Source organism: Gorillibacterium sp. CAU 1737, assembly GCF_039888655.1.
Lineage (GTDB): Bacteria > Bacillota > Bacilli > Paenibacillales > NBRC-103111 > Gorillibacterium.
This window is the reverse complement of sequence record NZ_JBDQQO010000004.1, coordinates 375,644-402,067: the sequence shown is the minus strand read 5'-3', so window position 1 is coordinate 402,067 and position 26,424 is coordinate 375,644. Positions and strand designations below refer to the sequence as shown.

The 26,424-nt window shown below is 56.3% G+C and carries 25 protein-coding genes; 17 read left to right on the top strand and 8 right to left on the bottom strand.

Annotated features, from left to right (window positions below; genetic code table 11):
* Nucleotides 1–24 precede the first annotated feature (24 nt).
* Entirely contained in the window at nucleotides 25–255 is a 231-nt protein-coding gene (locus AAFN83_RS11565) for a hypothetical protein (protein WP_347769409.1), read from the bottom strand.
* Between the two features lie 136 nt (nucleotides 256–391).
* Between AAFN83_RS11565 and AAFN83_RS11560 the strand changes: the two genes are divergently transcribed.
* From AAFN83_RS11560 to AAFN83_RS11550, 3 genes are all read left to right on the top strand, one after another.
* Complete coding sequence (locus AAFN83_RS11560; RefSeq protein ID WP_347769407.1) at nucleotides 392–1,627, top strand: NAD(P)/FAD-dependent oxidoreductase; 1,236 nt, start codon at nucleotides 392–394, stop codon at nucleotides 1,625–1,627.
* A 165-nt stretch (nucleotides 1,628–1,792) separates the two neighbouring features.
* A complete protein-coding gene (locus tag AAFN83_RS11555; protein ID WP_347769495.1) occupies nucleotides 1,793–3,151 on the top strand; it encodes a dicarboxylate/amino acid:cation symporter in 1,359 nt (452 codons plus the stop codon).
* A 204-nt stretch (nucleotides 3,152–3,355) separates the two neighbouring features.
* Entirely contained in the window at nucleotides 3,356–4,132 is a 777-nt protein-coding gene (locus AAFN83_RS11550; protein WP_347769405.1) for an exodeoxyribonuclease III, read from the top strand.
* A 153-nt stretch (nucleotides 4,133–4,285) separates the two neighbouring features.
* Here AAFN83_RS11550 and AAFN83_RS11545 read toward each other — a convergent pair whose 3' ends face one another.
* Nucleotides 4,286–4,696, bottom strand: a complete 411-nt coding sequence (locus AAFN83_RS11545) for a GNAT family N-acetyltransferase (protein ID WP_347769403.1) — start codon at nucleotides 4,694–4,696, stop codon at nucleotides 4,286–4,288.
* 131 nt (nucleotides 4,697–4,827) lie between these two features.
* On the opposite strand from AAFN83_RS11545, the gene AAFN83_RS11540 reads away from it, so the two are divergent.
* Both AAFN83_RS11540 and AAFN83_RS11535 read left to right on the top strand, forming a co-directional pair.
* Nucleotides 4,828–5,358, top strand: a complete 531-nt coding sequence (locus tag AAFN83_RS11540; protein ID WP_347769401.1) for an RNA polymerase sigma factor — start codon at nucleotides 4,828–4,830, stop codon at nucleotides 5,356–5,358.
* A complete protein-coding gene (locus AAFN83_RS11535; RefSeq protein ID WP_347769399.1) occupies nucleotides 5,342–6,025 on the top strand; it encodes a hypothetical protein in 684 nt (227 codons plus the stop codon). The genes AAFN83_RS11540 and AAFN83_RS11535 overlap by 17 nt, the downstream gene beginning before the upstream one ends.
* 116 nt (nucleotides 6,026–6,141) lie before the next feature.
* Here the strand turns inward: AAFN83_RS11535 and AAFN83_RS11530 are convergent, their stop codons facing one another.
* Nucleotides 6,142–6,900 (bottom strand): MBL fold metallo-hydrolase, encoded by a 759-nt coding sequence (locus AAFN83_RS11530; RefSeq protein WP_347769397.1) that lies wholly within the window; start codon nucleotides 6,898–6,900, stop codon nucleotides 6,142–6,144.
* A 126-nt stretch (nucleotides 6,901–7,026) separates the two neighbouring features.
* On the opposite strand from AAFN83_RS11530, the gene AAFN83_RS11525 reads away from it, so the two are divergent.
* Nucleotides 7,027–7,458 (top strand): Lrp/AsnC family transcriptional regulator, encoded by a 432-nt coding sequence (locus AAFN83_RS11525; RefSeq protein ID WP_347769395.1) that lies wholly within the window; start codon nucleotides 7,027–7,029, stop codon nucleotides 7,456–7,458.
* Between the two features lie 24 nt (nucleotides 7,459–7,482).
* Here the strand turns inward: AAFN83_RS11525 and AAFN83_RS11520 are convergent, their stop codons facing one another.
* Nucleotides 7,483–7,779 (bottom strand): hypothetical protein, encoded by a 297-nt coding sequence (locus AAFN83_RS11520; protein WP_347769394.1) that lies wholly within the window; start codon nucleotides 7,777–7,779, stop codon nucleotides 7,483–7,485.
* Between the two features lie 170 nt (nucleotides 7,780–7,949).
* On the opposite strand from AAFN83_RS11520, the gene AAFN83_RS11515 reads away from it, so the two are divergent.
* Nucleotides 7,950–8,816 (top strand): aldose epimerase family protein, encoded by an 867-nt coding sequence (locus AAFN83_RS11515; RefSeq protein WP_347769392.1) that lies wholly within the window; start codon nucleotides 7,950–7,952, stop codon nucleotides 8,814–8,816.
* 225 nt (nucleotides 8,817–9,041) lie between these two features.
* Here AAFN83_RS11515 and AAFN83_RS11510 read toward each other — a convergent pair whose 3' ends face one another.
* Together AAFN83_RS11510 and AAFN83_RS11505 are read right to left on the bottom strand one after the other, a co-directional pair.
* Nucleotides 9,042–10,163: a hypothetical protein gene (locus AAFN83_RS11510; protein ID WP_347769390.1), complete on the bottom strand. Its 1,122-nt coding sequence runs from the start codon at nucleotides 10,161–10,163 to the stop codon at nucleotides 9,042–9,044.
* Between the two features lie 132 nt (nucleotides 10,164–10,295).
* On the bottom strand, nucleotides 10,296–11,210 hold the full coding sequence (locus tag AAFN83_RS11505; RefSeq protein ID WP_347769388.1) for a copper amine oxidase N-terminal domain-containing protein: 915 nt from the start codon (nucleotides 11,208–11,210) through the stop codon (nucleotides 10,296–10,298).
* A gap of 247 nt (nucleotides 11,211–11,457) precedes the next feature.
* Here AAFN83_RS11505 and AAFN83_RS11500 point away from each other — a divergent pair, with 247 nt between their 5' ends.
* The 5 genes from AAFN83_RS11500 (at nucleotide 11,458) to AAFN83_RS11480 (ending at nucleotide 16,137) form a co-directional block, all read left to right on the top strand.
* Entirely contained in the window at nucleotides 11,458–12,186 is a 729-nt protein-coding gene (locus AAFN83_RS11500; RefSeq protein ID WP_347769386.1) for an alpha/beta fold hydrolase, read from the top strand.
* 158 nt (nucleotides 12,187–12,344) lie between these two features.
* Nucleotides 12,345–12,557 carry a hypothetical protein gene (locus AAFN83_RS11495; RefSeq protein ID WP_347769384.1) on the top strand — a complete coding sequence of 71 codons (213 nt, stop codon included), beginning with the start codon at nucleotides 12,345–12,347 and terminating at the stop codon, nucleotides 12,555–12,557.
* A gap of 397 nt (nucleotides 12,558–12,954) precedes the next feature.
* Nucleotides 12,955–14,265: an S-layer homology domain-containing protein gene (locus AAFN83_RS11490; RefSeq protein WP_347769382.1), complete on the top strand. Its 1,311-nt coding sequence runs from the start codon at nucleotides 12,955–12,957 to the stop codon at nucleotides 14,263–14,265.
* A 400-nt stretch (nucleotides 14,266–14,665) separates the two neighbouring features.
* Entirely contained in the window at nucleotides 14,666–15,367 is a 702-nt protein-coding gene (locus AAFN83_RS11485; RefSeq protein ID WP_347769380.1) for a helix-turn-helix transcriptional regulator, read from the top strand.
* Nucleotides 15,368–15,495: 128 nt separating this feature from the next.
* Nucleotides 15,496–16,137: a hypothetical protein gene (locus AAFN83_RS11480; RefSeq protein ID WP_347769378.1), complete on the top strand. Its 642-nt coding sequence runs from the start codon at nucleotides 15,496–15,498 to the stop codon at nucleotides 16,135–16,137.
* 63 nt (nucleotides 16,138–16,200) lie between these two features.
* On the opposite strand, the gene AAFN83_RS11475 is transcribed toward AAFN83_RS11480, so the two are convergent.
* The gene (locus AAFN83_RS11475) at nucleotides 16,201–17,076 is read right to left on the bottom strand and encodes a hypothetical protein (protein WP_347769376.1); all 876 of its coding nucleotides are present in this window, start codon (nucleotides 17,074–17,076) and stop codon (nucleotides 16,201–16,203) included.
* Between the two features lie 342 nt (nucleotides 17,077–17,418).
* Nucleotides 17,419–18,285 (bottom strand): sulfurtransferase, encoded by an 867-nt coding sequence (locus AAFN83_RS11470; protein WP_347769374.1) that lies wholly within the window; start codon nucleotides 18,283–18,285, stop codon nucleotides 17,419–17,421.
* 188 nt (nucleotides 18,286–18,473) lie between these two features.
* On the opposite strand from AAFN83_RS11470, the gene AAFN83_RS11465 reads away from it, so the two are divergent.
* The 5 genes from AAFN83_RS11465 to AAFN83_RS11445 all read left to right on the top strand — a co-directional run bounded on the left by AAFN83_RS11465 (nucleotide 18,474) and on the right by AAFN83_RS11445 (nucleotide 26,201).
* A complete protein-coding gene (locus AAFN83_RS11465; protein ID WP_347769372.1) occupies nucleotides 18,474–18,878 on the top strand; it encodes a bacteriohemerythrin in 405 nt (134 codons plus the stop codon).
* A gap of 251 nt (nucleotides 18,879–19,129) precedes the next feature.
* Nucleotides 19,130–19,627 carry a GNAT family N-acetyltransferase gene (locus tag AAFN83_RS11460; protein WP_347769370.1) on the top strand — a complete coding sequence of 166 codons (498 nt, stop codon included), beginning with the start codon at nucleotides 19,130–19,132 and terminating at the stop codon, nucleotides 19,625–19,627.
* 62 nt (nucleotides 19,628–19,689) lie between these two features.
* Complete coding sequence (locus tag AAFN83_RS11455) at nucleotides 19,690–21,282, top strand: SWIM zinc finger family protein (RefSeq protein ID WP_347769368.1); 1,593 nt, start codon at nucleotides 19,690–19,692, stop codon at nucleotides 21,280–21,282.
* Nucleotides 21,279–24,137 (top strand): DEAD/DEAH box helicase, encoded by a 2,859-nt coding sequence (locus AAFN83_RS11450; RefSeq protein ID WP_347769366.1) that lies wholly within the window; start codon nucleotides 21,279–21,281, stop codon nucleotides 24,135–24,137. Before AAFN83_RS11455 ends, AAFN83_RS11450 begins: the two co-directional genes overlap by 4 nt.
* A 285-nt stretch (nucleotides 24,138–24,422) precedes the next feature.
* Nucleotides 24,423–26,201 carry a SulP family inorganic anion transporter gene (locus AAFN83_RS11445; protein ID WP_347769364.1) on the top strand — a complete coding sequence of 593 codons (1,779 nt, stop codon included), beginning with the start codon at nucleotides 24,423–24,425 and terminating at the stop codon, nucleotides 26,199–26,201.
* Nucleotides 26,202–26,424: the final 223 nt, after the last annotated feature.

Below are 26,424 nucleotides of genomic sequence, written 5' to 3'. Positions count from 1 at the left end.
CTCCTCCTTTCGTCGAGAATGGGATTAGTGCATAGCGGGTTGTTGGGGTGCGGAAGCTTGATGCTGCTGGAGCAGATTCATCAAGCCGTTTAAATGCTGCTCATGTGCTTTAAGCTCGCTTTCGCAGAATTGCTTCACCGCTTGATTCGTAGCGGCGGCTCCTGCGGCGGCACATTGTTTGAGAAGCAGCTCTTCGTTAGACATGGAGTCGACGATGTACTCCAGCTCTTTTGCTGTCAGGGGCTGCATGGACATGGGATTCCCTCCTTTCCTTTGTTCGCCTTTAAGGTTCCCTGATTGGAGGGGGATATGTATTCCGAATTCGAATGACGTACCCGCGAGAAGCCATACTATATCGGTACCAGAGGGTACCTGAACAGGGAGGACGCGCATGAACCTGCGAACGGAAAAATCAAATTGGCTCGACACGTTGCCTGCCCCGCCTTCCTACCCGCCTCTTGAGCAGGACGTGGCCTGTGATGTGCTGATTATAGGCGGCGGGGTATCCGGTATGCTGGCGGCTCACGAATTGACCGATCGGGGCATTCGCGTTCGGGTCGTCGACAAGCGAGCCGTAGCCGGCGGCAGCTCTTCGGCAAATACGGGGCTCATCCAGTATTCCAGCGACAAGAGCCTCACCTCCTGCATCCATTCCTTTGGGGAGGAAAAGGGTGTCCGCTTCTATCAGCTGTGCATGGACGGGGTTGAGCACTTTGAGAAGGTCTGCGGCAAGCTTTCGCTCGACCCGCAGTTTAAGCGAAGGGACAGCCTTTACTATGCCAGCTGCCAGGAGGACGTGGCTGCTTTGCAGGAAGAGTACGAAACCCTTGCCCGGCACGGCTTTCCGGTGAGCTATCTCTCGGGGGACGAGCTTGCTGCCCGCTATTCGTTTCGCAAACCTGCCGCTATGCTAAGTCAAGGCGATGCGGAACTCAATCCCTATCGATTCGTCCATTCGCTGGCAGACAGCCTGTCGAAACGCGGAGTATCCATCCATGACCAGACGAGTATCCGCCATCATAAGGCGGACAACTCCTGCATACGGTTGTACACGGACCAAGGACATTGCATAACTGCCCAATACGCTCTTTTCGCGACTGGCTACGAGACGCAGGAGATGAAGGCCAACCCGAATGCCCAGATCATCAGCTCCTATGTAATCGCCACCCAACCGTTAGAGGAATTTCCCGACTGGCCGGATCGCTGCCTTATCTGGGAGACGGCTCGTCCCTACTTATACGTACGGACCACCTTTGATAACCGGATTGTGGCCGGAGGGCTGGATGAACCGATAGCCGATCCGGTTGAAAGGGATCGAATGCTCCCTCGGAAAAAAGAACAGCTTCTCGCCGAGGTCCAGAAGCTGTTCCCCCAGCTCCCGCCGCTTCGAGCTGAATATGGCTGGGCGGCCGCCTTCGGCGAGAGTCATGACGGCCTGCCGATGATCGGGGCACAGGAGGGTTACCCCCGCTGCTTCTTCTCCTTGGGCTATGGCGGAAACGGCAGCTTGTATAGCCTGATTGCGGCTCGCATCAACGCTGACTTGATCGAAGGCAAGTCAAACCCGGATGCGGAGATATTCCGCATCGATCGGCCCACACGCACGTTGGCAGAAGTCCAAGGATAAAATGGAAAGCACCATCCTGCTGTCCATCCCATTCGTAAAAGGATGCTCCCCCGTGGGCATTCTTTTTTTGGTCACATACTTGACATATTCGGTACCCTCCTGCATATTATTCATTAGTATTCATAGTCATTTAATCGGATTAAGGAGGGCCTCATCTTGGATCCCATTCAAAACAATCTGTTCGAAGCGGTGAAGACGAATGGAGTCAGCTTCCTCATCGCCATCGCGGTATTCGCCCTGCTGTATTACTTGGCTCGCAAGAGAGTCGGCTTCGGCACTCGCGTCCTGATCGGGCTGGGTCTCGGCCTGGTGGTCGGCATCGTGCTGCAGAACCTCGACCTGGAAGCGAAGGGTGCCAGCACCTTCGGCAGCATTTACGTCAGCCTGATCCGCATGTTGGTCATTCCTCTCGTGTTTATCCTCGTACTGAACAGCATATCCCGACTCTCTAATCTGGAGTCACTGCGCACGATTGGTGTAAAAACGTTCACCTGGTTCCTCGGAACAACCGGGATCGCCTCCTTGATCGGCCTGATTATTGCCCTTTTGTTCAACCCCGGCTCGGGGATCCAGCAGACCGTACCGGAAGGCTTCGAGGCTCGCGAGGTGCCGACCTTCTCGCAGGTCATTCTGGATCTCATTCCTTCCAACCCTATTCAGCAAGCGGCAGAAGGCAAAGTAGTCCCGCTCCTGATCTTCGCTCTGTTCCTGGCTGTCGCCATCATTAAGCTCGGCGCCAAAAAGCCAGAGACCGTTCGCCCGGTGCGCGAGCTGGTCGAATCGCTCGCCCAGGTGCTGCACCAGGTCGTGAAGTTTGTTATCCGACTGACCCCGTACGGAGTCTTCGGTCTGATTACCGGCGTGGCGGCCCGCTACGGCTGGGAAACGCTGCGTGATCTCGGCAATGTCATCGTCACGTCATACGTAGCGCTGATTCTGCACTTCGTGCTCGTCTTCGGCGGGCTGGTGTTCTTCGTCGCCAAGGTAAACCCGCTGCGCTTCTTCAAGAAAATCTACCCGACCATCACCGTCGCGTTTACGACGCGCAGCAGCTATGCGACGCTTCCCGTTAACCTGGAGGTGATCACCAAGCGGCTTCACGTCTCCGACCGAATCGCCAGCTTCGTTGCTCCGCTCGGCGCGTCGGTCAACTTCAACGGCTGCGGCGGCATCTGGCCGGCGATCGTCGCTGTCTTCACCGCACAGGTCTACGGCATCTCGCTGTCGGTTACGGACTATGTCGTGCTGGTGCTGGTCAGCATCATCTCGTCCATCGGAGTCGCGGGTGTACCCGGACCGGCCACCATCTCCACCACCGTCGTGCTGACCGCACTCGGCCTGCCTCTCGAGGGCATGGCGATCGTCGCCGGGGTCGAAGCGCTCATCGACATGGGTCGCACGGCCGTGAATGCCACCGGCACGACGGTCACGGCTCTTCTCGTAGCGAATGCCGAAGGCGAATTCGATCGAGAAGCCTTCAACCGCGATGACGAAGAAGCGGACATCGCGCTCGGCCAGGCTTGATTGAACCTGACTCGTAACAGCATCCCTTCAAGGCCCCCCTCGGCGAATTTTGCCGAAAGGGGTCTTTTTTCGGTACGACCTGAGGACTCCCTGTGCTACACTTAAGAGAAGCCTATCTTCTATTTCTACTATCCTGTTTCATCATCAACCGGCGAATGCTAACGGAATTCAGGAGCACGCCGAGCATAGGGAGGAGCATTGCCCATGAAATTGGTATCCTGGAACGTCAACGGCTTGCGAGCCTGCGTCAATAAAGGCTTTCATGATTATTTCCAAGCGGTCGACGCCGATCTGTTCTGCCTGCAGGAGACCAAGCTGCAGGATGGTCAACAATGCCTGGTCCAGAACGGCGATTATGAGGAGTATTGGAACCACGCTGAGAAGAAGGGCTACTCCGGGACGGCTGTCTTTACCCGTCACAAGCCGCTTTCCGTGCGATACGGTCTGGAAGAAGACTACGAGCCGGAAGGGCGTGTCCTGACGCTGGAATTCCACGCCTTCTTCCTGGTGAACGTCTATACCCCCAACGCCCGCCGCGACTTGGTGCGGCTTCCCTTTCGAATGGAGTGGGAGGACCGCTTCCGTGCCTACTTGCTAGAGTTGGACGCAAGAAAGCCGGTCGTCGTTTGCGGCGACCTCAATGTCGCCCACCAAGACATCGACTTGAAGAATCCGAAGTCCAATCGGCAAAATGCAGGCTTTACCCCGGAGGAACGCGGCAAGTTCGGCGACCTGCTCGCCGCCGGCTTCGTGGACACCTTCCGCCACCTTCATCCCGATCTGGAAGGTGCCTATACATGGTGGTCGTACATGCCGAAGATCCGGGAGCGGAATGTCGGCTGGCGTATCGACTACTTCCTCGTGTCTGCCCGCCTCGCTCCCTCCATCGTCAGCGCGTCCATCGACTCCGCTATTCTCGGAAGCGACCACTGCCCGGTGCTTCTGGAGCTGGCCCCCTCCGTGCTTAGCGCACAAGGGTGAACGAGCAGAAAGGGCTTGTCTGTCCCCAATCGCGAGAGAGTCTCTGCGAATGGTTATTTCTTGGGTTGAGTATGTTTCTCCCATGCAAAAGAAGCAAAGCAGGACTCCTCTCCCGCTTTGCTTCTTTTTTCGTATATTGCCAGCCGCTCTCCTTCAAGCCAGTCCCTTCAGCAGGATAATCTCAAGCGGTTCATCCGGCAGGAGCAGGCAGCCTGCATCCCGGTAGCCCAGCTTGCGGTAGAAGTGCTGGGCCCCCTCGTCTGCCTGAGTAGAAGTCATGACGCGGACATGTCCCGCCTGCTTCATTTCTTCCTCCCAATGGAGAACAAGATCCCTGCCGAAGCCTTGACCGCGATACTCCTCGTCCAGCCAGAGCAGATTCATAAAGGGGGTATTGTCCCAAAAGTAATTGAAGCGAAGCCACCCCATGACCTCTCCCTCCTCTCTGCGAGCGAGGAGAACCTCTCGTCCGTTCAGCTTGCCCGGCAGCAGCGGTTTCCATAGGTGACGATCCTTCTGTTCCAAATAGACACGATCCTCATGGTCGGCATAGGCAATGATCATGGCTCCTTCTCCTTCGGCTATGTAAAATAGGAGTATTCCTTACCAGCATATCGAAGCGAACGGCAAAAGCCTACGGGGAAAATAACAGGTAAAAAAAGTTTATTCGCTGCAACGATTTTCTGATTCCAGGCGTGTTTCCGGTAGAAAGGAGTGGATGCGCCATTATCGAAACGGAAGCAGGACTCGACCATCAGGCTGCCTACTACATACAGCGCTATTCCGATCTCGTTCTCCGGCTGGCGCTTTCCTGCACCGGCAACCGGAGCGATGCGGAGGACGTCTGTCAGGAAGTCTTCGTCCAGCTATTGCGCAAGCAGCCTCATTTTCGAGAACCCGATCATGAAAAAGCCTGGATCATTCGCGTCACGATTCACCGTTCCCGCGATCTGCTTCGGACCTTCCGGCGGCGGCAAACCGTCCCCCTGGAAGAATCCATCCCCGCCATCACGAACGCAGACAATCGGGAGGTCGTGGAAGCGGTCCTGGCCCTGCCGAAAAAATACCGACTTATCATTCATCTGCATTATTTCGAGGGATACCGCACCCGGGAGATCGCCGAGCTTCTCTCGGTAAGGGAAAGCACCGTCCGCAGCCAGCTCATGCGAGCCCGAGCCCGTCTCAAAACGATCCTGGAGGGATGTACGGATGAACGAAACAAATAAGTATATCGAGGGCATGAAGGAAGTCCGGCTGACCCAGGAAGAGCAAGAGCAGCTGGAACGCCGAGTCGTCCAGGCCGTTCATGGCTTCCCGTTGCGCGCTGTATGGAAAAGGCCGGTGTATCGGGTCGGAGCCGCTCTTTCCCTACTGCTCCTGCTGACGTTGGTTCTGCTGCCCATCTGGCAGAAGGAAGCTCCTGCTTCCACGAGTCCTGACAGCCGGACCGCCTCATTCCATGGCTTCGCCCTTACGGTATTCGCGCAAGACGGCTCGCCCGTCTCCGTTCAGCCGAACGCCACCTTCCTCTTGGGGCAGTACAGCCCGGCCATGAGCATTGCGCCCGGGCTGCCCATTCAGATTGCGGCGGAAGGCGCCGATCGCATTCGCGTCGAGACCACGGAGGGAAGCCTGCTGTTCTGGGAGCCTCCCGTCTCCAAGGTCGAGCAGCAGGGGAAGAGTACAGACGTCCAACCCGGCGGCACCGTTTATTGGTCCGCTCTGGTAGAGGCGGAGCCTGGCCCCCTCCCCACCGAGAGCCGACTTACGCTAACGGCGATTCGAAACGGCGAACCCGTGGGAACTGCCGAGGTCGAGATCACCTCGGAAGGTTATCTCTATCGGGGCAAGCTTGTGCCCAAGGATGAACCGGAGCCAAGTCCCGCCCCATGAGGTCGTCTGCGAAACATTCGCTCGGCCTGCACACCTGACAGAAGAACCTTCCGGTCCACGGCTGCCCGCGGTTCGAAAGGTTCTTTTTCCTAAATCATAAGGTTCTTCTTCCTCCATTAGGGGAAGGATACCCACTCGCCGTCTTCCGGGATTTGGACCCGGCCGCCCTCTCCCGCCTGATCCACTCGCTGGCGCAGCTCTTCACGTGTCACATGGCAGTGGTTGATGGCCTCCATATGAACGGCTGTGACCTGAGCAGCCGGTGCATGAGCCAACAGGGCCAGCACATCCTCCACATTCATGATGATTGGACCTCCCTCAAGAAACTCCGCTCCGCCCGCATGAACCACCACAACCTCCGGCTGCTGAAGATCCAGCGTCTCCTGAACGCTGTCACACCAGATCGTGTCACTGGTGAGATAGAGTACCGGTTCTCCCGGTGCCTTCCAGACATACCCGGACACCGGAGCCATCCGCTCTCCAATCTCCCCTCTCCCATGCTGAGCATGCACACGGATAACCGTCACTCCGTTCACCTCGGTTTGGCCGATCACGGGAACGACCTGCGAGAAGCCGTACGTCTGGATCAGCGGGAGCTCGTCAGGGGGCTGACACAGAAAGAGAACCTCCTTCGGCAGGAACTCCGCCGCCGGCGCGTCCCAGTGATCCAGATGCCGATGCGTAAGCACAACAACGTCGGGTATCGACAGCTCCGCCAGCTCGATCGGAAGGTCAACGAGCGGGTTACGCCGTTCGTTCGCCGTATGCGGGATGGGAGGGTTAGCCCCCTTTTCGCTAAACATTGGATCGACCAGCCAGGTCATGCCGGCGTACTCCAGCCATAACGTAGCATTGCGAATAAGCCTTAGCTTCATCTTGTCCTCTCTCCTTTTCCTTCCGGGGTGATGCCGTTTATTATAGGGGAGAGCGGCCGCTTGCTTCCATGCTCTGGAGAAAGAGAACCGGCCCGAACGCTTTCATGATGAAAAGGAGTGCGCCTCATGTCTTCTTCCCTTGTCGATGATACCGACCGCCTCATCCTGAAGCACCTGATCCAGGATGCTTCCCTCTCTCACAAGGAACTCGGACAGCTCGTACACATGACCGGTCAAGCGGTCGGCATCCGGGTTCGCCGACTGGAGGACCTGGGGATTCTGGAAGGCCGCACCCTGCGCTGGAATGCGGAGAAGCTCGGGCTGTCCGTGCATGCCTTTGTCACGGTCTTCCTGCGGTCTCCCGATGGGTTTTCCAGAATCCAAGCGTTTCTAAACGAACGGGAAGAGGTCGAAGAAGCCCATCGGGTGAGCGGGGAGGGCTGCTACTGGATGCGGGTTCGGACCGCCGACCTGGCCCAGCTGAATGAGCTTCTGGAGCCGTTGACGAGCTTTGCGACCTACAAGCTGACCCTTTCCATTGGACGGGTCAAAGGCTGAGGAGAACAGCTCCTTTCAACCGCGCTATTCGGCCGCCTGCCACAGAAAGAAAAGGATCGCGATCAGCGTCAGGTGCAGATAAGGGATGCCTGCGACAAGCAGCGTCTGCTTTTTCAAGGCATAGAAGAGTATCAAGCAGCCAAAATAGCTGATGGGGTAGATCGTGGTAAGAATGAGGAAGGCACGGGAGATGAACAAGAGCATCCCACCCTGACCGTTTGTTGGAGCGGCCAGCGACATCACATTGGCGATCAGGATAAAGGGATAGATGACAAGAGGAAGCCCGCTTCCCACATTCATCAGCTTGTATAAGAGGGTCATGGGTCACCTCGGTTTCTATATAATGGAATCATTCTATTTCTATTGCGACTATAACATGCTGTCGGTTCCTTGAACAGGAGGCCGAAGGCCCCTCCCGCCCGAAGCGCTTTACTCTTTTCCCGTCTTGCCGTACCTTAGAAACAACAGCGTATGATTTAAGGAGGACACCCATGTATACCTGGCAAAAGAAAATGGACGTTTATGAAACCTATGTTCTCGGAGACGGTTCGGGAACCACCTATGTGGAGGTTGTCCCGGATCGCGGCAGTATTGTGAGCCGCTATGTTTATAAAGGGAAGGACGTCTTTTACCTGGATGAAGCCACGCTTCACGATAGCAGCAAGAACATTCGCGGCGGCAATCCGATCCTCTTCCCGATCAGCAGCTACCTGACCGACGAAAGCTACACATTCGAAGGCAAGGAGTATTCCATGAAGCAGCATGGCTTCGCCCGCAATCTGAAAGGAACCGTGACCGAGGTTCGGGCCGATGAGCAATCCGCATCCCTTACACTCGTGATGGAGGACCTGGAAGAAACGCTGGCGCGCTATCCGTTCCACTTCCGCCTCGTCATGACCTATCGGCTGGATGCGGAGGGCCTTCAGGTCGAGGCGCAGGTCGAGAACAAGGACAGCAAGACGATGCCCTTCTATCTCGGCTATCACCCGTATTTTCACGTTGAGGACAAAACGAAACTGGCCTTGGATGTTCCGTCCGCGAGCTACTCGGAAATGGTCGAGCACAGCATGGAGGGTGGACAATTCAACCTCGGGCAAGCGGAATCCACCGTTATCTTCGACGAGCTGACGAAGCCCTTCTCGGTTCTCCATGATGTAGCCCGCGGCTTGAAGGTTACCGTTCGCGCGGATGAGGACTTCCGGCATGTTGTGCTGTGGACGCTGAAGGACAAGCCCTTTGTCTGCGTCGAGCCTTGGATGGCTCCGGTTGATGCCCTGAACACGGGAGTCGGCGTTCAGCAGCTCGCGCCGGGAGAATCGCGCCGCTTCGTTATCGGTATTCAGCCAGAGTTGGTCTAATAGCAAGGAGCTACCCAATAAAACGAGTTGGCTGGATGGTGGCCTCGTGATTCCCACCCAGCAGCTCTGCCCGTAAGCCTCAGCCCATGCCCCAAGCATCGGCTGAGGCTTTTTGAGGAGTACCCCGACCGCTTCATGATCAGCACGGATTCGGGATACGGCCTCAAAAACGAAAAGCAAGCCATCGATGCGATGCATCAACTGCTTGCTCGAGAGTAATCGGTATTATTTCGTAACCGTGGTTAGCTTCAACGCGGGCGACTGGGCCGAATCGACGCGAGTGGTAATCTCCCAAATGTGAAATTCCTTCCCCTCAGCCGTGGCAAACACCTTATTGTTGTACGAATATCCGTCCAGCTTAAAATAATCAGACACGGCCTTGGACTTCATGGTCTTGTTATCGAATCGTTCGACCCAATGCTTCTTGGAAACCGAATTGTAAGCAAACAGGTGCTCACTGTCGAACAGGAAGGCGGCCTTCGTGACGAGGGAGACCGGGTTGTTTTTGGCATCGACGACCGCTTTCCCCGTGGCGGTATTAAACTTGCGCACAAACCCCATGCCGTCGTTATGGTAGAGAAGCTTCGCCTCCACATCCCAATAGGCATTGTAATGTTCCTTGGTGGACGTTTCCGGCTCCGCTCGGGGGAGGCGCTTGTACAAGGCGAAGGTGCTGTCTGAGAAGGAGGCTGCTTTCGCTCCGGTCGAGGCGAGGAAGATCGTATAGGCCGTTTCTTTTACCTTGTAGGGATAAGCCGTTTCGGTCTCATAGGTTTTGTGGAAGATGACGCCGGGGCCCTTGGATGTAGAGAGCGGGCGGATCTGGCCGGCCTTCAGGTTGTTCTTCTCGTTCGTGATCGGCAGGGTGAAGATCGTCTTGTTGACGGCCATGCTCCCCTTGCCATCCAAAGTAACTTGGCGGATGTAGTACTTCATATTCTTCCTATCAAGGTAGCTCAAGTACGCCACATGGCCGAGATTGACGATCTCGTTCAGCTTGTAGTCGGCATTGCCGATAGGGGATGCCGCACCGGACGCTTCGAAGACCTTCTTGTTGCGGACGAGCCATTTGCCGTCCTTGGCGATGGAGACGTAATAGATCGGGTTCTTCGGACGATTGTTCACCCAGGACAGGTACACATACCCGCCTGCTTCGCTCATCTGAACCTCTACCGCACTGGAAAAGGTGGACTTGTCCTCCAGGAAGCTTCCGCCTCCAAAGACGACCGCATCCTTCTTGTTCAAGGTAGGATTCAGATTTTGCGGACCGGCATAAGCAATGGCGGAGAACAGCAGGGAGAGGACGAGCAGGACATTCAACAATTGGACCGTTCGTTTGGAAGTCATTCATGCAGCTCCTTTGGTTGTCTGTTACATCGAATATCGGCAACCCAAGGGGAAAAGGTAATCTTTCGGAGGAAATAAGAAAAGGCCGGAACCCCCTAGAATCGGGATTCCGGCTTACCTAGACTTGAACGATTAAAATTTACGCCAACTGGTAAAAGTGATTTGAATATCCGACATCTCTTGCAGACCGGGCATTACCACCAGCATAATTTTCGCATCCGCCGTTCTCCAATTGGACACGAAGCCAAACTCATCGTCGCGGAGTGCATACTGGTTCCATTCCGCATCGGTATGCTCGATGCCTCGCTCTTTATAGTAAGCCAATGTATTTAAATCGGGCTCTCCATATTGTTTTGTCAGATAGGCAGTGAGTGTCCTGAAGTCCTGAACGTACTTGGCTGGCCCTGAGCTCTTGACAAAGTATCCTCCTGTTCCCAACGTCTCTTCCTGAAAAAAGTAGAAAGGGAACGCCTGAAACCCCGCCAGCTTGGTCTCATAAAGAAGGTAATGCTCACCCGACTTGTCCACATCATCCTCCATAAGGGTTGCACCTTCTGTTTTCTTAACTTGGCTGACTGTCATACCCCATTTGGCATTTCGGAAGGACGGTCGATCAAGTATCGCCCAATCAATGGCTTTGCCGATCTGAATCGCCTTGCGCTTGTCATCCAGAGCGACGGATTCACCGGATACACTAGCAACAAACCGCAGAGGGACATAGGTCGTGCCATTTTGACTTTTTGGAGCGACCGGAAGGGTAACCTCTTTCCCGTTTACATACGCCCTTTTGCTGCCAATACTCAAGGAAACGGTCAAATTGTCCTTCTTCGCTTGAATGGTTTGCGACTTTGCCTCATAAGCTACCTGATAGCTCAGCTCCTGAAAAATAACTCGAAACGGAACCAACGTGGTATTGTTTTGGCTCAACGTGTCTCCTGTTACCACATGCCCGTTGACGAGTACCCGGTACGTACTCGGTGCCGCAAGGGCCGGAAGGCTCCCCATAAGCAGCAGAAATGCAAGCGATAGCAATAGCACCTTCTTCATCGTTCTCTCTCCTTTTCATCTTGAGCGGGTAACCTCCCCGCCTTTCAATAGGCTTACCCAACCTTCGCCAGGCTCTCACTCCTAGTCTCTTATCGGATCACCAAAAAACTCCTACGCAGGGAGTACATAGAAGTTTCATAGCACGGCTCCTATGCAGTCGTTGATGTTCATGCCACGTAAAGCCCTCGCCGAGCTTGCCAAGGCTGAAGCTTCGCCATAGAATGGTGGAAACAACTGGAGGTCCCCTATGAAAAATCACTTCATTCACAACGGCTCCATCCTTCTTCACGTTCTGGAAAACGGGACTCCCTCCGACCGTACCCCCACCCTGCTCATTTTGTGCGGGATCTGGGAGCCGGCGGAACGTGCTCTTCCGCTTATGTCATCGCTGTCCGGTCACTCCATCGCCGTGAGCTTTCGGGGACGTGGACTAAGCTCAACTCCTTCGTCGGGCTACGACCTGGAGGATCACCTGACGGACATCGCAGCAGTCGTGAAGCATTTTGGGTTAACGAACTACTGCCTGCTCGGTTTCTCTCGAGGAGCTTCCTATGCATTAGGCTGGACACTTGCTCATCAGCAGGAGATGAAAGGGCTCCTCCTGATCGATCAGCCTCCGTTGCACATCAACGTTTCGGCCGAGGGACTGGCCTTCTGGACAGCTCTGATATATGATGGCGTCCCTCTGCTTCAGTACATGCGCCGGGAAGCCCTCGAGGGCCTGCATCGTGAAGCCGTTACCGTTGATTTCTCCTCCAGGCTGGAGGAGCTGCGTCTTCCTGTCACGCTCTTCGTTGGGATGGATCCCCAGTCGGCGATCCCCTCCAATCTATCGGAAGCCGATCTTGCCTCGTATTCCCGCACCATTCCGGCGCTTCAGCTCGTCGAGTTTGCCCGCTCAGGCCATATGATTCCCGATGACGAACCGGGCCTCTATGCGGAAGAGGTCGCCCGTTTTCTCCATCAACTCGCTTAACCAGCAAAAAGCCGAGGGGTCCTGAACCAAATCAGGGCACCCTCGGCTTTGTTTTCTAAAAAAGATCGCTTCTGCATCGAGATTGATCTTGAAAAAGCAAACACGGACATGTTATTTTGGATAGGTAAGGTAAATATATCCAGAAGGGGGTGGCAGGAATGGAAAAGATGATGCCGATGATGATGAACATGTGTATGGATGAAATGATGTGCAAGATGAAGAGCATGATGATGATGATGGAAGAATGCAAGAGCATGGGCTGCGCAGACAAGGCTATGATGAGCGCTATGACCATGAAGCTTCAAGAGTGTGATGAAATGACGACGAAGATGATGCAGATGATGAGCGAAATGGAGCAAATGTCCCTGTAGGGCGCGGACGGTAAATCTGACCATTTACCACCCGTTTTCGTACCCGACAACCATCTTGCCGGAAGTCGTAAGTCCTTTGAACTTCATACATTCCTGAAGCTGACGGAGCAGACAACTGCATGTCAGCTTTTTTTGATTTCTCTTTTATACCAAGTATTATACTAGACTTTAGCGGAATTACAAGAAGGATTTCAGGTGAAGAAGCCTCCTCCTAACCGCCTAGAAGCAGCCTGTTCTCTTGTTCTTCTGGTCATTTCGGTCTAGGCGTTCCCCCTCGTTATCGACAAAGATCGGACAGCCGTCCGACCTATTCACAAGGGTTCTGAAATGTGGTTTTCTGAAAGGTGCCACTACTTCGATGCCCATCACCACTAACTCATTCAGGAGGCCCGGAAACATGGTAGGACAAGCAATAAGACGAGTCGCCAAAAAGAGTTCGCGGATCTTGCTCGCGATTTGCTTGCTGGCCGGCTCTATCGGAGCAGCAGGCGCGGCCGAAGCTGCCGGCGCAACAACCAACACGACGTCAAAGCAAAGCTCCGTATTTAAGGATATCGGCGGGCATTGGGCGCAAAAAGCCATTGAAGCCATGGTGACCCAAGGAATCTTAAACGGGTATCCGGATGGGACCTTCCGTCCGAACGAGCCAGTGAAAGTAGACCAGTTCATCAAGATGCTCGTCATGTCGTTCAGCGACCTTCACCCCGATCAAAAGCGCAGCTGGCGCTCGACCTTCCTGGATTCGCTCACCGAGGAGAACCGTACGATCCTCAAGCAGGATTACCGGTACTTCGACTTCAAGCCTGCCCTGACCGGCTATTGGGCGAAGCCTTACATCGATGTGGCGAGCGATTTGAACTTCCTCAACAAGAGCCGCTACAGCGATTTTCAGGCGGACATGACCCGCGAGAACGTGGCGGAGATCCTCTTCTACACGCTTCAGGAAACGGAATTTCTTGAGGATGAGCAATTCAGCCTTTCGGTTGCCTCCTCTTACGGCGACTTGATGAGCGCCAACAAGCGCGAGCAGAAGTTCATCGCCGAATCATTGATCAAAGGGATCATGCAAGGATACCCCAACGGCAAATTCGGCGTAGGTCAGTATGTGACACGTGCAGAATCGCTCGTCATTCTGAATCGCCTTACAGACAAAACGAAGCGGGTTCCGATCCAGCCTCAGGCGGACAAGCTTCAGCGGCTGGTGCCGACCATAGGCGGCGGGCAGAAGATCGTCGCTTTCCCGGACAAGCAGATGTGGGAGGCCTACGATACACTGCTGAAGGCCGGCCAGCTTCGCGGTTCCAATTACGATCTACTGGACACGACCCTCCGATTGTTCAAGGACGAGAAGGAGAAGAAGGCCGTTCTGGATAGCGGCAGTGTAAGCAGCAGCGGCACGAGCAGCACGGCGGCGACCGAGGAAGCCGCGATCTGGCTCGATCCCACCTATAACACCTACGGCATTACCGTTCGCCTTCGCGAAGGGACGTTAGCCCGCAATAAAGAATCCATCGAGCTGTTCGCCAACCAGCTGTTCACCTACGATGCCAGCACATTCCGCAGCTTTTTCACAGCAACCTGCACAGAAGTGGAAGCCGGGAAGCTGCTCACCGATAAGCGGAAGGATGTTGGCGACTACACGGTGAACGTCCTCGTGGACAGCGCTCAGAAGACGATCGTCTTCTCGATTGCCCGCAAGCAAGGATAATCCTCCTCTCATCCGCAACGTATGAAAAAGATCAACGTCCTCCCTGCTCATCCAGCAGGCGGGACGTTTTTTTATGCGCAGACGAGTGCAAGGCGCATTTAGGAGGTTATATAAAGGTAGACCGTTTCGAAAGACCGTGACGAAAAATAGTCTGGAAGCACTGCTTGCCGGAGCTTTGCGACTTCTGGAACGTTTTTCGAGCGATTTGGGCCTCAGATTGATACCTAATGAATGGAAAAAGAAGTCTACATCGGATGTCAACTATGCCGGAAGTCGGATTTCGTCTTTGCATTGGGAGAATGCGGACAACAAAAATTAAATTTTTCCAGTATTTAATCCGATAAGTATAGAAAATCCACTAGAAATCCGGCTCAGCTTAAGCAGGAGGAGAACTCTAGTCATGATCACAGCGATCGATACACCTAGCCAGCTTGAGAAAGAAGACTGCTTGGTATCGAATCAACCCTTTATCACCATCTTTCAGGACTGTATCGCCAATATTAAAGACCACCTCTCGGGCACCTACTTGTTTCTATTAACGGACGAGGAAGGTGTTCTCCTTGCGATGGATCACAGCCGCAACCTGGAGAGTGTCATGCGGAAATACCCCATTCATCTCGGAATGCAATTTACGGAGCAATGCTGCGGGGTGAATGCGATCTCGGAAGCCATGGCGAAGAGATGTCCCGTCTATTTGCCTCCCGAAGATCATGAAAGCCCCTTCTTCAAAGACTGGCACTGCTTCTCGGTTCCCTTAACCGTGGGAAATGAAATTGTGGGTTACCTGGATGTCTCCACGATTGACGCGGATATGAAAAGTGAGCTGATCGCCATCGCCAAGCTGATTCCAGCCGATATGCTGATCAGCTACCAGTTCCAATTGGCGAACCAAGCCGCAGGGCAGCCGACCAAGCCGCTGAGCGAGCGCCAATTGAAGGTTCTTGAGTTGATTTCCCAGGGGCTTCCCGGGAAGGCCATCGCCTCTCAGTTGAACATAAAAGAGTGCACCGTCAACCACCACAAGAAGGTCATCTTCGAAAAATTAGGCGTTCAGTCCAGCTCCGAGGCGGTTTCCGTTGCTACCCGCCTGTTTTTGCTTTAGCCTGTATCCTCCATTCCCTTGCATGACCCGATTTCCTGCCTATAGATTTGTATAGGCCGGGAATCGGGTCATGCTATGCTAAACTTTTGTGGTGTCCAAAACTAGAGAGAATCGTGAGGAGGGTATTTATGAAAAAGAAAATGGGTTTGATGTCCATGGCGCTGCTGCTGGTGATGGCGCTGGTGACCGCCTGCGGCGGAAAGGGCAAGGAAGTCAGCTTGGGGGTTACCGAAGCCGGCTCATACACGAATGAATACTTCGGGCTGTCCATGAATTTCCCGAAAGAATGGGTTTACCAGGATGCCGATCAGATGATGAAGCTGATGGAAGCTGGCCAAGAAGTGGCTGCTGGCGACAGCAAAACCAAGGAAAAATTGCTGGACCTGGCAAAAACGAAAACCCTCAACCTGCTGATGGCCTCGAAATTCCCGATGGACTCGGGTCAAGCCGGGCCTTCCGCCATCGCAGTAGCCGAGAAGGTTAGCTTGCTCCAAGGAATCAAAGACGGGAAAGACTACCTGGAAGCTTCGAAAAAGCTGATGGTCGACTCCCAGCTTCCCTACAAATTTGAAGAGATCCAAACCGTCAAAGTCGGCGGCAAGGACATGGACTTGATGAAAGCCTCCATTAACAACGGAACGGCCGAAGTCCATCAAGAATATTACAGCGCAATTATTGACGGGTATGCCTTCAACCTGATCCTCACCTACCTCGATGATGAATCGAAGGCCGAAACCGACAAGATTGTGGAATCGATCAAATTCAAATAAGCATAACGAAGGGCGCTCCGAACATCACCAACGTGACTCCGGGGCGCCCTTTTTTCTATCCCCTCAAACCGCAAGGGAGCTTGAGATTTCGCGTAAAAGCGATTTAAGCGCTTGATCCAGCTCGGGATCAAGCGGGAAGGCCTCCAAAAACGCTTCTTCCGTCACCATTTTTCCTGAATAGCCGGTGATCCGGGAGATCCAGTCCAGGTAACGGCTTACCTGATCCGGGTCCAGCGCTCGGACCAGGTAGTAATCGGCGACCAGGACAATATACTCCGAAAGCGAATGCGTACCGTCCTCCATCGAGATGTTGGACACCAGATGATCCGTGAATTGATGGGTGTACTCATGAAAGGCCTGGAAAAAGGTATCCCACAGCCCTTCATCGGATGTTGGATAAGGAACGAAGGCAAAAAAGCAATCGTCCCGCCCAAAGCCTCGGCCATTCAGGCGGATGCTGTAGGACAGCCCCAGCACCAAGGGTTTCCCGAAGGGCTGGAAGACGGGCATGTACCGTTGAAACACCGACTCCAGCCTTTGCTCCCACTCCATTCGTTCTCGCTCCCGACGTTCATGCAGTGCAGCCCAATAGGGGAAGTAAAACGAGGCTTCCTGATCCAAGGCACGAAGGAACGGTTCGACAAAGTGTTCTTTGTCTTCCTCCGTAAAGTGGGGAAAACCCAAGAGCAGCTGTTTCATCTCCTCATAGTGGGTGCACTGAAACGGGAGGAAATTGATCATAATCAAACGTTGGAAGTGGGCGTTATAATACTCCTGCAAGGAATGCATAGCCTCTTCCATCGAGTAGGGAAGGGACGTTTTCTCCAGAGCCATCTTCTCGATATAATCGGGACAATACCCATTGGAAGCATTGTCCACCTTCAAGTAGGTAAGAGCGTGATAAACCAAATCAACATGCATCGAGTAAAGAAATTGCAAAATACGGTCACCTCGCAACAAAAATGTGTATTTCCTTCCTAAAAATCCATAGGGAAATGAGCTTTCAGATCGCTCTTTGTTCATGGAAATTGATCTCACACCCATCAAAGCCTGTCCTTGTTCGATCACCTGTACGGCATGATCCACTGCACTTCTCTGTACCGGTCAGCAAATCCACTATACCTGTCATTCCCATAAAGAGATAGACTTGTCTTTTTCGACGTTTTCAGCTAACCTGCAGCAAGCCCAAAAAGAGCTGCGACAGGTCACTTGCTCATCACCTGTCGCAGCTCTCAAACCAACCGCGTCGGAAGCGGCCTTCTCTACTAGTCATCGGCTTCCTTATGCGCCTGCTTCCTCCCATTCGCCGTTCGGCTCCTCACCAGCTGCAATCGGACTGTCCGGGTAGCTGATCCAATCGCTCCAGCTTCCGGGATAGAGCTTCACATGGGGGAAGCCCGCCTCCTTCAGCGCCAGCACGTTCGGGCAGGCGGTTACTCCGGAACCGCAATAGACAATGATTTCGCGATCGAGCGGAATGCCCGCAAAGCGGGCGCGCTGCCCCTCGCGATCCTTCCAACTTCCCGCAGCGTCCAAGCCATCCTTCCAGTAATGGTTGACCGCTCCGGGAATATGGCCGGCGATCTTGTCAATGGGTTCGGTCAGCCCTGCATACCGAGCCGGCTCGCGAGAATCAATCACCACGGCATTCGGCACGAGCCGCTTGGTCATGACCTCTTCTCGATCGGCTACCCATCCCGGTTGAAGTCGCGGCGTGAAACGCTGCGGCTCTCGTTCGGGAACAGCGGTATCCACTTCGTAGCCAGCTTCCACCCATGCGCGATAGCCCTGCTCCATCACCACGACATGGCGATGCCCGTAATAACGCAGAAGCCACCACAGGCGGCATGCGTTTGCTCCATCTTGGTCATCATAGACGACGACGCGTGTCTCCGGCCCGATTCCGGCCGCACCGAGCTTCAAGGCGAGCTCCTCCGGTACCGGCAGCGGATGTCTTCCTCCGTGGGGGCTGATGGGCAAGGATAAATCCTTTTCCAAATCAAAATAGACAGCCCCCGGCAGGTGTCCGGCTTCATACGCCGCACGCCCCGCTTCAGGCTGTCCCGAGAGAAATCTGGAATCTACCGGAATCATATCGAAGCAACTCAAGTGATCCTTAACCCATTGCATACTGACGGTGGACGTCATAGACAATCCCTTCCTTTGTTCATTTCTTTTTATTATAACGGCAAACCCGCTTCTCATGGAATGGGGAATTTGCACAAAACTCGCTTTCGACGAAACCTTTTCCTCTTCTACAGCGTGTGATTTGGCGCACAGAGGGTCTGTGGATAATCAGGGATAATAAGAGAAAATGTCAAAAGAGGCGGTGCCTTGTGATCGTTTGGAGAGATGATTTGAATATCGGCGTGGAAGCTGTCGATGCCCAGCACCAGGAGCTCGTTCGCAAGCTCAATGAATTTCTGGAGGCGTGCACCCAGCAGAAGGGCAAGGAGAAGCTGGAGGAAACCCTCGAGTTCCTGCTCGCTTACACAGCCGAGCATTTTCACGACGAAGAAGCGTTGATGCAGGGCAACCACTACCCGCGATACGAGGCTCACAAGGCGGAGCATGATCGCTTCATCAATGAAGTCACTGCCATTCAGACCCAATTGAAGGAAAAAGGCGCGTCCGTTCTCACCACCATCAAGCTGAACCGTGCGCTCGTGGATTGGCTCATCAACCACATCCAAAAGAACGACCAGCTCTTCGGCAACTTCCTGCTGAAGAAGGAAGCGTAACCGGAACCGATGATCAAGGCTTCTCCCGCCGATGCGAGGAAAGGCCTTTTTTTGTTGGAGCGAGAGTCCCCACTCCCCCTCCTTCTTACCCTTTTCCCCGAAAATTGAATCCCGGCCTTATCGCCTTCGGAGTAGGGAGAACCGTGGATTGACCTCATCGGTGCAGCTTGATTAGGATGAAGAGGAGCCGGTCTTATTCTTTCCCTAAACAGCTTGTTCCACACGCATCTATATAAGGAGCTGAAGTTCACATGACTTCCCTATTATCCGGCTTGCACTTGGTCCCCCTAGGTGAGGACCATGCGCAGAAGCTGTGCGAATGGAAATACGAACCGCCCTATGATCGATACAATTGGCCTTCCTGGGAGGATATGCAAGAGAAGCAAGAGGAATTCGCTGATCCTGCCATTCGCGCCGCCCAATACCGCGCCGTCTTGGACGGGAGTGCTCGCCTGGTCGGCTTCGTTCAGTTTTTCCCCATCGCTGGGGTTACCCGGCTTGGCCTGGGCTTGAGGCCCGACCTTTGCGGCCGGGGGCTAGGCCAAGGGCTTGCCCGATTAGCAGCGGAGGAAGCCCTGCGGTTGAATCCGGACCATGAGATCGACCTGGAAGTGCGGCTGGATAATGAGCGGGCGTTGCGCACTTACCGCAAGGCCGGCTTCCGCATTACCGACGAATATGAGCGGCCGACCCCGACCGGCCCTGCCTCTTTCTACTGCATGGTTTATGAAAAGACAACTTCGCACTGAGCAAATCCTCATCGAATCTGGTACAATAAAGGGAATGTCTTTCGCATGACGGAGGAACGTTGATGGCACCGTTACGAATTCCCTACAGCCGGATGGAGGCCTTGATCAAAGCCATGGAACCCCGGCTTGAATCGGTCATCCTGGCCAGGGGATGGAACTATTATCATCGCGGCCGGGTAGGCGAGCTTTCCCTGCAGCAGGGGACTCAGTTGGAGGTCGATGTGGCAGGCTCCGGAGAGGAACGCTACCACGTCACCTTCGACCTGGAGAAGCCCGAGCACAGCTCCTGCACATGCCCGTACAAAGGCTGGTGCAAGCACCGAGTCGCCGCTCTCTTTAAGGCCTATACCGCACACGGCAGGCCAGAACTGCTTTTTGTGAGTCTTCAAAAGGCCGCAGGGGCTAAAGTCCGCGCCCGTGCCGCCCAAGACCGGCAGCCCAAGCGCGAAGCGCCCGCTGTGCCGCTTCCGACGGAGCTTCCCGAGGAATGGCATCAGCATTTTGATCGGCGATTCAGCGGGTACACGCTCACCTACCAGCAATCGGTGGAGGGCTTCTTTGAGATGGCCCTGCGCCTGTTACTCCCGCTCGCGTCCGGCTGGAAGCCGGAAATCGCCGGGCTGTTCCGCGTTCATGTGTATCTGTTTATTCTCCACCGGCTTGACCGCTTCCAGCTCGACAACGAAACTTCCTTCATGACGTACTATCACGAGGGTTCGGCCCGAAACACCTCCATCCGCGGACGGGAGGCGCTCCGGGATGCCGCGCGGTCGGTCGATGCTGCCCAAGTGAAGCTTCTCCACCCCGCCTCATGGGAGAAGACGATGACCTTCGTGCGCGAAGCCTTATTTCGCCGAGAACATGCAGTTTCCGATCGATTGGATACGTACCGTATCCTCTGGTGGGAGCTGTTCGGCCGCGTGGAGGACAGCTTCGAAGAGCGAAAGCGGCTCGCTCTCCTGCGAGAGGAAAGGACGGTCCCGGTTCGCCTCCTGGATCTGTCCCTGCTTGCCGAAGCCCAGTTCGACGTTCTGGACGGCCAGGATGCCGCTGCCATGCGCCTTCTGGAGAACTTGCAGGAGAAGAAAGCCGGCGATTTCGAGGCCATCCTTGGTGCGCTCTCCGAGAAGAAGGAGTGGCGCCGGCTGCTCGATTGGCTGCGCTGGCTTCTGCCCGCGCTCCCGCGCGCCCGCCAGGATGAATTCCACCGGCTCTGCAGCCATTGGACCGAGGCGGCCCGCGAGCTGGATGCCCATGACGAATGGGTCGCCGCCATGCGGTCGCTTCTGCCGCGCAGCTATCCGTATTACACGGAATACCTGCTCAAGTATCGCCGCTTCCGCGAGTGGGTGGACCTCCAGTTGGCCGTCCGGGTTTCGGCGGAGAGTCTCTACACCGCCGACTTCAAGAGCGTCCAGGAGGCCTCTCCCGAGCTGATGCTGCCGATCTACCACCAAGCGATTGAGCGAACGATCGCCGAGAAGAACCGCAACGCCTACAAGGAAGCGATCCGCCAGCTGAAACGACTCCGAAGCTGCTACCAGCAAGCGGAGCTTTCCCATCGCTGGACGGTATACATCGGGAGGCTTGCAGACAAACACAACCGCCTGCGCGCCTTCCAGGAGGAACTGACGAAAGGAAACCTGCTGCCATGAGTCTTCTAGGGTCTTACCTCGTTCACGTCGATTGGCTGGAGGAAGGGGCGCTGTTTCTCTATGGCCTGAACGGCCCCCGAGGCGTCGACCCGGCGGAGATGAAGGACCATCTCTTCGCCTGGCATGAGCCTTCCTTCTACGGAACCTTCATCGAGGTCTCCGAAACGGGCCTGCACGAAGGGGTAAAGCTGGCGCCTGCCGAAGCGCTCGAATTCTTCCGGCATACCCCGCCGCTCGTGCATGGAAGCGCCGTCTTGAGCCCGGAAGCGGCGGACCTCGCGGCGATTGCCCCGGCGATCGAGCAAGCCCTCGCGTCCGGCGCGTTCATGCCGGACTTCGAGCAGTGGAAGCGCGGGCAGCTCGGCTGGAAGCTGGAGCTGCCCGTGGAGGTCCGCGCACGAGCGAGCAGCGGCGTGGCACGCGCCTTCATCGAAGCGCTGGCCGCCGAGCGGGCCGCGCGCGAGCCGGAGCTGCGCGCCGCGCTCAGCCGGCTCACGCTGGAATCAGCGGCGGCGCCGGATGCCGCCGCGATGTGGCTCGACGAGGAGGATTGGCTGACGGCGATCGGCTGGGTCCATGACCCAAGCCCGTATCGCGTCTGCCTGCAGCTCGTCGAGCCCGCGGGCGGGCGTGGCTGGCGCGCGGCCCCGGTGCTCCAGGACCGGGAGCGGCCGGAGGCCCTCCTCCCGGTCACAGCCGAAGGCGCCCCCGCGGACGGAAGCGAGCTGCCGCCCTCCTGGGCGGATGCCGCGTCCCGCGTCCCGCGGGAGGTCGAGCGCTGGCTGCGGATCGCGCCGATCCTCGGCGGGGAATCGGGTCAGCTCGGAGGCGAGCTGACCGAGGAGGCCGCCTGGGAGCTGCTCAGCCGCAGCGCGCTGCAACTGGCCGAGGCGGGAGCGGCGGTGTTGCTCCCCTCGTGGTGGGAGCGCGTGCGGCGTACCCGGCCGCGCCTCAAAGCCAAGATGAAGTCCTCCGTCGGATCGGTGCAAGGGCAGTCGCTATTCGGCCTTGACCGCATCCTCTCCTTCGATTGGCGGTTCGCCATCGGCGAGGAGGAGCTCACGGAGGAGGAGTTCCGCGACCTGCTGGAAGAAAAGCGCCGCCTCATCCAGTTCCGCGGTCAATGGATTCAGCTCGACCCCACCCAGCTTGCCCAAATCCGCGAAGCGATGAAACGGGCGAAGAAGCGCGGCGGGCTGACCTTCCGCGAGGTCATGGAGATGCACCTGATGGGGGAGGTTCCCGCCTCCGACCATACTGGAGCGCTCGATCCCGATGATCGCATCATGATGGAGCTGGAGCTGGATGCCACCCTCCAGCAGATGTTCCAACAGTTGGAGCACAAGGAAAGGCTTCCGTTCGAAGCCGCCCCGGCCGCCTTTCACGGCTCCCTTCGCCGCTACCAGGAGGAAGGGGTCGCCTGGCTTCTGTTCCTGCGCAGCATAGGACTCGGCGGCTGCCTGGCCGATGACATGGGGCTCGGGAAAACCATCCAATGGATCTGTTACCTGCTCAGCGTCAAGGAGCAGCAGGAGCAGGGAGAAGCTGCGGGCCGCGGGCCCTCGCTTCTTATCTGCCCGACCTCGGTGCTGGGCAACTGGCAGAAGGAGCTGGAGCGCTTCGCCCCGTCCCTGCGCGTCCATCTCCATTACGGCCCCAACCGACTGAAGGGAGAGGCCTTTGTGGAAAAAGTGAGCGAGGTGGATCTCGTGCTCACCTCTTACACCCTCTCCCATCTGGACGAACGGGAGCTCCAGCAGTTGGAATGGGGCTCGATCTGCCTGGATGAAGCCCAGAACATCAAGAACGCTTACACCAAGCAAGCCTCTTCTATCCGCCGATTAACCGGTTACCATCGCATCGCCATGACCGGCACGCCGGTCGAGAATCGCCTGACCGAGCTGTGGTCGATTTTCGACTTTCTCAACCCGGGGTACCTCGGGTCGCTTCGCGAGTTCACCCACCGCTTCGTGAATGCCATTGAGCGCAGCGAGGACCGGGCAGAGCCGCTTTCCCGGGTGCAGCAGCTCGTGAAGCCGTTTCTGCTGCGCCGCGAGAAGCGGGACCCGGCCATTCGCCTCGACCTGCCGGACAAAAACGAGGGCAAGGTCTACGTCTCGCTTACCACCGAGCAGGCGACGCTATACGAGAATCACATCCAGACGATGTTCGAGCGTCTGGAGAAGCTGACCGCCCTCGAGCGTCGCGGCTTGATCCTCTCCTCGCTCACACGGCTCAAGCAGGTATGCGACCATCCGTCGCTCCTGCTGCATGAGGCGAAGGCTCCCTGGCGAGGGAGATCCAGCAAGCTGGAACGCCTCCTCGACATGGTGCGCGAGCTGCGCTCCGAGGGAGACCGCTGCCTCATCTTTACGCAGTTTGTCGAGGCTGGCCATCTCCTGGAGCGGGCGCTCCGCGAGGAGCTTGGCGAGCCCGCGCTCTTCCTGCACGGCGGCACGCCGCGGGCTCAGCGGGATGAGATGATCGCCCGCTTCCAGGATGACCGCCTGCCGGACGCCGAGCGTCCGGGCATCTTCATCCTCTCGTTGCGCGCGGGAGGGATCGGGCTGAACCTGACGGCAGCCAACCATGTCTTTCACTTCGATCGCTGGTGGAACCCCGCAGTGGAGAACCAAGCCACCGACCGAGCTTACCGGATCGGGCAGACCCGTCTCGTTCAGGTGCACAAGTTCATCACGCTCGGAACCCTGGAGGAGCGAATCGACGAGATGATCGAGCGCAAGCTTGACCTCAGCAGCCGCATCGTCGGCGCCAGCGAGAACTGGATCACCGAGCTCTCCACCGACGACCTGCGCGAGCTGTTCCGCCTGCGCCGGGAGTGGATTGACGTGTGATCTTCGGATTCTGCGGATAAGCGCCTAAGCGCCGTATTCCGCGGAGCACGTCTGAGCTTCGAATCCGCGGATGGACGTCTAAGCTCAGGATTCTCGGATGAACGACTACGCTCCGGGTTCCGATTTTGGCGCAACCCTTCCGTTCCGTTGATAGTCGCCTCCGGGAACCATCGCGGTTTTTTGAACAGATATGATGCCCGTCACAGTAAAGCGCCTGACTCCGTTTTAGGATAGAGGGAAACGTCAACTTTCTCTCACTACTTATAGAACGGGGTCTTGTCTAGAATGTCGGAAGGAAATTCAACCGTCGCCAGTCAGCTGCGTCAAGATTTAGTTTCCGGCTTAATCGTCGGAATTGTAGCCATTCCCCTGGGAATGGCTTTTGCCATTGCATCCGGGGTGGAACCCCAATACGGAATCTACACCACCATCATCGCGGGGATTCTCATCTCGCTCTTTGGCGGCTCCCGCTTCCAGATCGGCGGACCGACCGGCGCCTTCGTGCCGATCCTGCTCGGCATCGTCACCGTCTACGGGTACCCGAAGCTGCTCGTTGCCGGCTTTATGGCGGGCATTCTGCTCGTCCTGATGGGAATCTTCAAGCTCGGCTCCCTGATCCGTTTCATCCCTCGCCCCGTTACCATCGGCTTCACCGCAGGGATTGCGGTCACCATCTTCACCGGCCAGATCGGCGGCTTCCTCGGCTTGACCGGAGTAAAACGCCATGAACACTTCCTCCCTACGATCCGCGACCTGGCGGTTCATCTGCCGACGTTGAACCTCTACAGCGTGGTGACGGCCGGCATCTGCCTCTCCATCCTGCTCTTCCTGCCTCGGCTGACCAAGAAGATCCCACCGTCCATCGTTGGGCTCGTGGTCGCTACACTCGCCGCCACCTATCTCTATCCCGGCAAGGTTGCGACGATCGGCTCCGCTTACGGCAGCATTCCGGCCGAGCTTCCTCGCCTGCAGTGGCCCGACTTGAGCTTCGGCAGCATGGAGCAGATGATCGGCCCGGCGGTCGTGATCGCCCTGCTCGGTGCCATTGAATCGCTTCTGTCCGCCGTTGTCGCCGACGGCATGGCGGGAACGCGCCATGACAGCAACCGCGAACTGGTCGGCCAAGGCATCGCCAACCTCGTCGTTCCGCTGTTTGGCGGTATCCCGGCGACCGGCGCCATTGCCCGGACGGCGACTAACATTCGCAGCGGCGCTGCTACCCGCATGTCCGGGGTTATCCACGGCCTGGTGGTGCTGGCCGTCCTGCTCGTCCTGGCTCCACTGGCCAGCCAGATTCCGCTCTCGGCGATGGCGCCGATCCTCATGATTGTCGCCTGGAACATGAGCGAGCGCAAAGAGCTCCTCCACGGACTCAAGGCCCGCACTGGCGACTCCATCGTGCTCGCCGCCACCTTCCTGCTCACCGTGTTCACCGATTTGACCACCGCCGTCGAAATCGGACTCGGGGTATCGGTGGTGCTTTTCCTCAAGCAGATGCGGGACACCCTTACCGTAACGGCTTCCCTGCCGGAACAAACCGGCCCTGATCGGAAGTTCCGCCGGCTGTCTGCCGGGGACGACCGACATTGTCCGCATGTCCAGATTCTGACGGTGGAAGGACCGATCTTCTTTGGAACGGCGGATGCGCTGGAAGAGCAATTTCGCAAGTCCGAAGGGGAAACCTCCGCTTACCTGCTCCTTCGGATGAACCGGATGACCGTTCTCGACACCACAGGTGCCGCCAAGCTGGCCGCCCTGATCCGCAAATCTCAGGCGGCGGGCCGAAAGGTAATCCTCGCTGGACTTCGCCTGCAGCCGGAAACCATCCTGCTTCGGACCGGTCACGCTTCCGTTGTACCCCCGGAGGATCGATTTCCTGATACCGCCCATGCCCTCCATGCCATCTTCCGCCGAAGTGAGGAGCCTCCCGCTTGTTCTACCTGCTCCCTCGCCCTGTTCGCCGAATGTCCATGCCGCTCGGAGGCGAGCATGGTCAATCCCGCTGCTTCGGTAGCAGCCGCGACAGCCGAACGCAAGCTGCCCCTAGCCGGTCTCGGAAGGTAGCCCTTCAAATTGGCTCTGAACGTCCATCCAAGCCTTGTCCTCGCAGCCATGGAAACGATTCGTTTCACTGGCAAGGGCAAGGTTTTTTTGCAGGTTAACTCCGATTTTCTGAAAAAATAGGAGAATACTCCCATGAATACCTTGATCATTTGACGGATGCTGTCGAAATCATTCTTTTCTTCTTCACTCTCATAGAAGTATTATTTTTAAATCACAACACTTT

Bases quoted from the DNA above. Each gene is read 5' to 3' on its own strand.
- AAFN83_RS11485 (WP_347769380.1), top strand. From the start codon at position 14,666: ATGATCACAGCGATCGATACACCTAGCCAGCTTGAGAAAGAAGACTGC.
- AAFN83_RS11530 (WP_347769397.1), bottom strand. From the start codon at position 6,900: ATGAAGCTAAGGCTTATTCGCAATGCTACGTTATGGCTGGAGTACGCC.
- AAFN83_RS11525 (WP_347769395.1), top strand. From the start codon at position 7,027: ATGTCTTCTTCCCTTGTCGATGATACCGACCGCCTCATCCTGAAGCAC.
- AAFN83_RS11455 (WP_347769368.1), top strand. From the start codon at position 19,690: ATGGCACCGTTACGAATTCCCTACAGCCGGATGGAGGCCTTGATCAAA.
- AAFN83_RS11560 (WP_347769407.1), top strand. From the start codon at position 392: ATGAACCTGCGAACGGAAAAATCAAATTGGCTCGACACGTTGCCTGCC.
- AAFN83_RS11460 (WP_347769370.1), top strand. From the start codon at position 19,130: ATGACTTCCCTATTATCCGGCTTGCACTTGGTCCCCCTAGGTGAGGAC.
- AAFN83_RS11490 (WP_347769382.1), top strand. From the start codon at position 12,955: ATGGTAGGACAAGCAATAAGACGAGTCGCCAAAAAGAGTTCGCGGATC.
- AAFN83_RS11505 (WP_347769388.1), bottom strand. From the start codon at position 11,210: ATGAAGAAGGTGCTATTGCTATCGCTTGCATTTCTGCTGCTTATGGGG.
- AAFN83_RS11470 (WP_347769374.1), bottom strand. From the start codon at position 18,285: ATGACGTCCACCGTCAGTATGCAATGGGTTAAGGATCACTTGAGTTGC.
- AAFN83_RS11545 (WP_347769403.1), bottom strand. From the start codon at position 4,696: ATGATCATTGCCTATGCCGACCATGAGGATCGTGTCTATTTGGAACAG.
- AAFN83_RS11520 (WP_347769394.1), bottom strand. From the start codon at position 7,779: ATGACCCTCTTATACAAGCTGATGAATGTGGGAAGCGGGCTTCCTCTT.
- AAFN83_RS11565 (WP_347769409.1), bottom strand. From the start codon at position 255: ATGTCCATGCAGCCCCTGACAGCAAAAGAGCTGGAGTACATCGTCGAC.
- AAFN83_RS11550 (WP_347769405.1), top strand. From the start codon at position 3,356: ATGAAATTGGTATCCTGGAACGTCAACGGCTTGCGAGCCTGCGTCAAT.
- AAFN83_RS11500 (WP_347769386.1), top strand. From the start codon at position 11,458: ATGAAAAATCACTTCATTCACAACGGCTCCATCCTTCTTCACGTTCTG.
- AAFN83_RS11495 (WP_347769384.1), top strand. From the start codon at position 12,345: ATGGAAAAGATGATGCCGATGATGATGAACATGTGTATGGATGAAATG.
- AAFN83_RS11535 (WP_347769399.1), top strand. From the start codon at position 5,342: ATGAACGAAACAAATAAGTATATCGAGGGCATGAAGGAAGTCCGGCTG.
- AAFN83_RS11450 (WP_347769366.1), top strand. From the start codon at position 21,279: ATGAGTCTTCTAGGGTCTTACCTCGTTCACGTCGATTGGCTGGAGGAA.
- AAFN83_RS11510 (WP_347769390.1), bottom strand. From the start codon at position 10,163: ATGACTTCCAAACGAACGGTCCAATTGTTGAATGTCCTGCTCGTCCTC.
- AAFN83_RS11480 (WP_347769378.1), top strand. From the start codon at position 15,496: ATGAAAAAGAAAATGGGTTTGATGTCCATGGCGCTGCTGCTGGTGATG.
- AAFN83_RS11515 (WP_347769392.1), top strand. From the start codon at position 7,950: ATGTATACCTGGCAAAAGAAAATGGACGTTTATGAAACCTATGTTCTC.
- AAFN83_RS11445 (WP_347769364.1), top strand. From the start codon at position 24,423: ATGTCGGAAGGAAATTCAACCGTCGCCAGTCAGCTGCGTCAAGATTTA.